The following is a 607-nucleotide window of genomic DNA, read 5'->3' as shown; positions in this document are numbered from 1 at the left end:
GCTTTTCGTAGTTTGCCACGTCCTTCTTCGGCTCCCAGTGCCAAGGCATCCGCCTTAAGCCCTTTCTATCTTGACCTTGTAAATCATGTCTTCATGATTTATTTGTTTTCAAGCCCTAACCCAATTTTTTCAAACGTTAGTGAAGAAAAAATTGCGGTAGGTCTGATGCAATGCGCTCCAAATTTGTACGAGCTTACGCGAGTAAACAAATTTGTGTTGCGCGACTGCCTTTTTTGGTTAAATTGTAATTGTTTTGTTTCAAAAATTTGAATTTAACTAATGTCTTCTCTTTTTATTTTCCTATGCAATTTTCAAAGTTCTCTACCTCTATATTTAATAGAGTGTGGTGGAGATAAAGAGATTCGAACTCTTGACCCCCTGCTTGCAAGGCAGGTGCTCTCCCAACTGAGCTATACCCCCACATATCAATGAACAGTGAACAATGAATAATTAACATTGAACGACTATTCATGACTATAAAAACTACTCAAACTTTTGCTTGAGTAGCAATAGAACAGCATAAGTCCTTCAGTTCTCCTTAGAAAGGAGGTGATCCAGCCGCACCTTCCGATACGGCTACCTTGTTACGACTTCACCCCAGTCATTA

General features: G+C 39.5%; 1 tRNA gene and 2 rRNA genes. All 3 read right to left on the bottom strand.

Annotated features, from left to right (window positions below):
• Positions 1-76: ribosomal RNA gene (locus tag HZF24_RS18800) — 23S ribosomal RNA — on the bottom strand; the annotation flags it as partial.
• Between the two features lie 268 nt (positions 77-344).
• Positions 345-420, bottom strand: a tRNA-Ala gene (locus HZF24_RS18795).
• Positions 421-542: 122 nt separating this feature from the next.
• Positions 543-607 (bottom strand): 16S ribosomal RNA (locus HZF24_RS18790); the annotation flags it as partial.

Source organism: Sedimentibacter hydroxybenzoicus DSM 7310 (genome assembly GCF_013403245.1).
Taxonomy (GTDB): Bacteria; Bacillota; Clostridia; order Tissierellales; family Sedimentibacteraceae; genus Sedimentibacter; species Sedimentibacter hydroxybenzoicus.
This window is presented reverse-complemented; position numbering and strand designations above follow the sequence as displayed.